Below are 5,376 nucleotides of genomic sequence, written 5' to 3'. Positions count from 1 at the left end.
CCGACGAAGTAGACGTGCCGGCAGCCGGCGTCGACCAGGGCCTGGGTGGCCAGGCAGCCGCCCTGATAGTTGTCGCTGGTCACGATCGGCACCTGCTCTGACAAGGCCCGGTCAAAGGACACGATCGGCAGGCCGTAGCGCTGATACTCGGCAATGTCCAGGTTGTGCGAGCCCGCGATGATTCCGTCGACCTGGTTGGCTTCCAGCATCCGCAAGTAGCGCCGCTCCTTGTCGCTGTCCTGGCCGGCATCACAGAGCAGCATTTTGTAGCCGTCGCTTGCCAGCTGTTCTTCGATGCCGGCTACCAGTTCCGCGAAGAAGGGGTTGTTGATGCTCGGCACGATCACGCCGATCATCTTGGTCTGCTTGCCCTGCAGCGACCGCGCCAGGGTATTCGGCTGATAGTTCAGCTCCCGCATAGCCGCGTAGACCCGGTCTCTGGTCTTCTGGCTGATGTAGCCGTAATTGTTGATCACCCGCGAGACCGTCGTTGGCGAACAGCCTGCCTTTTCAGCCACGTCCGTTAGTTTTGGCCTCATGTCTGCCTCTTCCCCTCTTATTGCTTACATGTCTTTCAAGCGCCAAGTCCGGGCCCGGTAGTCGATGCCCTTGTCCATCTTGACGAAGGTCTGGTCAGCCGGCGCGAAGTAGCGGCCGGTAATGACGGCTGCCCCGCCGTTAACGAAAATTTCAAACAGCGAGTGGTCCATGAAGATTCTCAAGTCCAGGTCCTCGCCGGCCGGCAGCCTGACGGTGCGGCTGGCGCCAAAGTCGGCGTTGACTGCCTGCCCGCATTCGCCCCGGTCGACGGTGAGACGGGCGTGCTTGCCGGTCTTGAAGCGCAGCTTGATGCCGTGCTGGCCGGCTTGGTCGGCTGCCAAAAGCAGGCTGCCCTTCTGCCCCCGCTTGACCGTCAGCTTGATTTCGCTTTGCGCGCCGGCGTCAAAGGCCAGGTCACCGGTAAAGTCTTCTTCTGCCTCGCGCAGGCTCTTGATGGCCTTGACCGGCTTTTGAACCAGGCGGCCGTGCTTCAAGGACAGGCGCTTGACCTGGCTTAAGCAGTTGGCCCAGCCTTCGCTGTCGCTTGGGTAGGTCATGTCCGGCAGGCCCACCCAGCTGATCAGGTAGGCCTGGCCGTCAGGCGCGTTGAAGGCCTGGCTGGCGTAGACGTCGAAGCCTTCGTCCAGGTTGACCGGCGCCTTCTGCTTCGTTTCAAAATGGCCCATGTCAAAGTCGAAGCTTTCCCCGGCCCAGTACATGTTCGGGTAGACGTTCTGGTAGTCGGCAACGTTCTTGTCCAGGCCCTGCGGGCAGAAGATGAAGACCGGCTTGCCGCTGACGAAGACCAGGTTCGGGCATTCAACCATGTAGCCCATGTCCGGCAGGTCGACATAGCCCAGGTCTTCCCAGGGACCCGTCAGCTGCTCAGCCCGGTAGAGGCTGATTTTGCCAGACTTGCTGGCCTTGTCCTGGGCGCCGAGAATAGCGTAGTACTTGCCGCCGTGCTCCAGAATCTGCGGGTCGCGGAAGTGCTCGGTCACATGGTCCGGTGCCTTGATCAAGGCTTCCGGCAGCTTGCTGACCTGTCCCTTCTCATCCATCCAGGCGCCGATCTGGTAGGAATGCCGCACCCAGTTTTCGTCACGCACGTTGCCCGTGTACATCAAAAAGAGCTTGTCGCCGACCGCCTTGGCTGAGCCGGAGTAAGCCCCGTGACTGTCAAGCGGCGTGTCCGGCAAAACGGCCTCGCCCAGGTTTTCCCAGTGCACCAGGTCCCGGCTGCTCAGGTGCACCCAGGACTTCAGCCCGTGCACGGCGCCAAACGGGTAGGACTGGTAGAAGACCTGCCAGCGCCCATTATAATAGGAAAAGCCGTTTGGGTCGTTCAAAAGGCCCGAGCTCGGACGGATGTGGTAGTGCAGCTGGTAGTCAGACCGCGCTGCCTGGCTCTGCAGTTTCAGCAGGGTCAAAGCGTCCCACTTGTCATAAGGAAGATATCTTTTCTCTCTAGTCCATTCCATTTTAAGCAACCTCCGCTTAATTCAATAATCTCTTCTGTTGTTTTATTGCCGCGCAAAAATCAAATCTAAACAATTAGCACTTTGTCACCTTCTATTTTATTGTTGAAGCGCTAACATGTCAAACGATTAACAGGCTGTATTTGCGGTAAGCAATCCTTTTTAATCTTTTTTAAAATATTTTCTGTCAAACGATTGACATATTTCACAGAAACCGTTATCATAGAAACTGAATTAAAGAAAAGCGTTTTCAGAGGATAAGGAGAGTGTTTCTCGTGGCAATGAATTACAACGCGGTTGCCAAGCGGGTTATCGCTGCGGTTGGCGAAGATAACCTGGTAGCAGCTGCTCACTGTGCAACGCGTCTGCGTTTAGTCTTAAAAGACGACAGCAAGATCGACCAGGCAGCCTTGGACAAGGACCCGGACGTTAAGGGGACCTTCAAGACTGACGGCCAGTACCAAGTCATCATCGGGCCTGGTGACGTTGACAACGTCTACAACGAACTGATCAAGGAAACCGGTTTGTCCGAAGTTTCCACTGACGACCTGAAGAAGATCGCCGCCAGCGGCAAGAAGGTCAACCCAGTTATGGCCTTCATCAAGCTTTTGAGTGACATCTTCGTGCCGATCATCCCGGCCCTGGTTGCCGGCGGTCTGCTGATGGCCTTGAACAACTTCTTTACCAGTCCTGGCCTGTTCGGGCCTAAGTCACTGGTCCAAATCAACCCGGCCATCAAGGGCTTGTCAGACATGATCCAAGTCATGTCAGCCGCTCCGTTCATGTTCCTGCCGGTTCTGGTCGGCATCTCCGCCGCTAAGCGGTTTGGGGCCAACCAGTTCCTGGGGGCTGCGATCGGCTTGATCATGACCACCCCGCAATTGGGCGGTTCAACCCACTACTGGAACATCTTCGGTCTGCACGTAGCGCAAACCAACTACCAATACCAAGTTATTCCGGTTCTGGCCGCTATCTGGATCCTGGCCTTCTTGGAAAAGAAGCTGCACAAGGTGCTGCCAAGCGCGGTTGACTTTACCTTTACCCCGCTTTTGTCAGTCATGATCACCGGTTTCCTGACCTTCACCATCGTCGGGCCGGTTATGAAGACCGTTTCTGACTGGATCACCAACGGCTTCGTATGGCTGTACGACACTGCCGGCTTCATCGGCATGGGCCTGTTCGGTCTTTGCTACTCAGCCATCGTTATGACCGGTTTGCACCAAAGCTTCCCGGCCATTGAAACCCAGCTGCTGGCAGCTTTCGCTTCCGGCAAGGGTGCCGGCGACTTTATCTTCGTTGTTGCCTCCATGGCCAACGTCGCACAAGGTGCCGCAACTTTCGCAATTTGGTTCTTGACCAAGAACAAGAAGATGAAGGGTCTGTCTTCATCAGCCGGCGTTTCAGCCCTGCTTGGTATTACTGAACCAGCCCTCTTCGGGGTCAACCTGAAGTACCGCTTCCCGTTCTTCTGCGCCTTGATCGGGTCCGGCTTTGCTTCAGCCCTGGCAGGTCTGCTGCACGTTGAAGCAGCTTCACTTGGTTCTGCCGGTTTCCTGGGCTTCCTGTCCATCTACCCGAAGACCATCCCAATGTACGTTGTCTGCGAACTTGTTTCCTTCGCTATCGCCTTTGCCCTGACCTTCTTCTGGGGCAAGAGCCACTTGAAGGAAGAAGTTGCCAGCGTTGAAGGCGAATCCGGCGTGAGCGCCGACACTGAAGTTCCAGCTGAACAACAAGTCGAAGCAGCCAAGACTGCCGGCCTGGCTGACGAAATCATCCTGGCCCCAGTTGACGGCGTTTCTGAAGACCTGTCAGCTGTCAACGACGAAGTCTTTTCTCAAAAACTCATGGGTAACGGGGCAGCCATCGTTCCTAGCGACGGCAATGTCTACTCCCCGGTTACCGGGACCGTTTCCGTTGCCTACAAGACCGGCCACGCTTACGGTTTGAAGTCTGACGACGGTGCCGAAGTCTTGATCCACATCGGTCTGGACACGGTCAACCTGAACGGCCAGCACTTCAAGTCCTTCGTGACCCAAGGCCAACACATCGAAAAGGGCGACAAGCTCGGTGAAGTCGACCTTGATGCCGTCAAGGCAGCCGGCTACGACACGACCGTCATGGTTGTCGTAACCAACACTCCTTCATACAATGACGTTGCCCGCGTTGAAGCCAGCGACGTCAAGCACGGCGACAACTTGATCGCGCTGACGGCCCACTAATCAAAAACTAACTACCATGAAGCAGTCTGGAAATCCAGGCTGCTTTTCCTTAGCAGTGAAAGCCTTATTTTTTATTTACACAGGAATTTTTTCTTGCATGTTGGCCTGTACATGACTAAGATTAAAATTAAGCCTAGTTTAGTAACCAGTTTATGCACACAGGGAGGAAACAAGCATGACTTTACGAGTTGGTATTTTAACCAGTGGTGGTGACTGTCAAGCGCTCAACGCGACGATGCGGGGCCTGGCCAAAACCCTTTACAACTGCGTTGACGACGTGGAAATCATCGGCTTCAAGCGGGGCTACTACGGTTTGATGCACGAAGATTACATCAAGATGAAGCCGCGGGACTTCTCCGGCATCATCAACCAGGGCGGCACGATTTTGGGCACTTCCCGCCAGCCATTCAAGGAAATGCGGGTCATCGTCGACGGCTTTGACAAGGTAGCTGCCATGAAGAAGACCTACAAGAAGCTCAACCTGGACGCCCTGGCAGTTCTGGGCGGCAACGGGTCCCTTAAGTCAGCCAACATGCTGGCCCAGGAGGGCTTGAACGTGATCGGCCTGCCAAAGACGATCGACAACGACACTTGGGGCACCGACTACACCTTCGGCTTCCAAAGCGCGGTTGACATTGCCACCCGCTACTTGGACGACATCCACACGACCGCTCAAAGTCACTCCCGGATTTTTGTAGTTGAAGTCATGGGCCACAAGGTCGGCCACATCACTTTGGCAGCCGGCCTGGCCGCTGGCAGCGACATCATTCTCCTGCCGGAAATCCCTTACGACATCAACGTCGTGGCCAAGAAGATCAAAGACCGGCAAAAGGCCGGCAAGCCGTTCACGGTCATTGCCGCTGCTGAAGGCGCCATCTCCAAGGAAGACGCCACCCTGTCCAAGAAGAAGTACAAGGCCAAGGTAGCCGCCAGAAACGGCGCCAGCGTGGTCGTGGAAATTGCTGACCAGTTGCAGAGCGTCCTGCCTGACGCGGAAATCAGAACGGCCGTGATCGGTCACGCTCAGCGCGGCGGCCGGCCGGACGCGTATGACCGGCAAATCTCCACCCGCTTCGGGATCGAAGGCGCCCGCCTCATCATGAACCGGTCCTTCGGCCGCCTGGTGGTCTTGAAGC

At 56.2% G+C, this 5,376-nt stretch carries 4 protein-coding genes; 2 read left to right on the top strand and 2 right to left on the bottom strand.

The features are described from left to right. On the bottom strand, positions 1-539 hold a 539-nt coding region (locus tag lacNas_RS01385; protein ID WP_201346525.1), incomplete at its 3' end, for a LacI family DNA-binding transcriptional regulator. A gap of 24 nt (positions 540-563) precedes the next feature. Then, the gene (locus lacNas_RS01380) at positions 564-2,021 is read right to left on the bottom strand and encodes a sucrose-6-phosphate hydrolase (protein WP_201330405.1); all 1,458 of its coding nucleotides are present in this window, start codon (positions 2,019-2,021) and stop codon (positions 564-566) included. A 278-nt stretch (positions 2,022-2,299) separates the two neighbouring features. On the opposite strand from lacNas_RS01380, the gene lacNas_RS01375 reads away from it, so the two are divergent. Then, complete coding sequence (locus lacNas_RS01375) at positions 2,300-4,240, top strand: sucrose-specific PTS transporter subunit IIBC (protein ID WP_201330407.1); 1,941 nt, start codon at positions 2,300-2,302, stop codon at positions 4,238-4,240. 175 nt (positions 4,241-4,415) lie between these two features. After that, positions 4,416-5,376: 6-phosphofructokinase (locus tag lacNas_RS01370; protein WP_201346524.1), on the top strand; the 961-nt coding region annotated here is incomplete at its 3' end.

The sequence above is a fragment of the Lactobacillus nasalidis genome, from assembly GCF_016587775.1.
GTDB lineage: Bacteria > Bacillota > Bacilli > Lactobacillales > Lactobacillaceae > Lactobacillus > Lactobacillus nasalidis.
This window is presented reverse-complemented; position numbering and strand designations above follow the sequence as displayed.

What these genes read in the sequence shown, in the direction of transcription:
- lacNas_RS01375 (WP_201330407.1), top strand. Translation starts at nt 2,300, where the DNA reads ATGAATTACAACGCGGTTGCCAAGCGGGTTATCGCTGCGGTTGGCGAA.
- lacNas_RS01380 (WP_201330405.1), bottom strand. Translation starts at nt 2,021, where the DNA reads ATGGAATGGACTAGAGAGAAAAGATATCTTCCTTATGACAAGTGGGAC.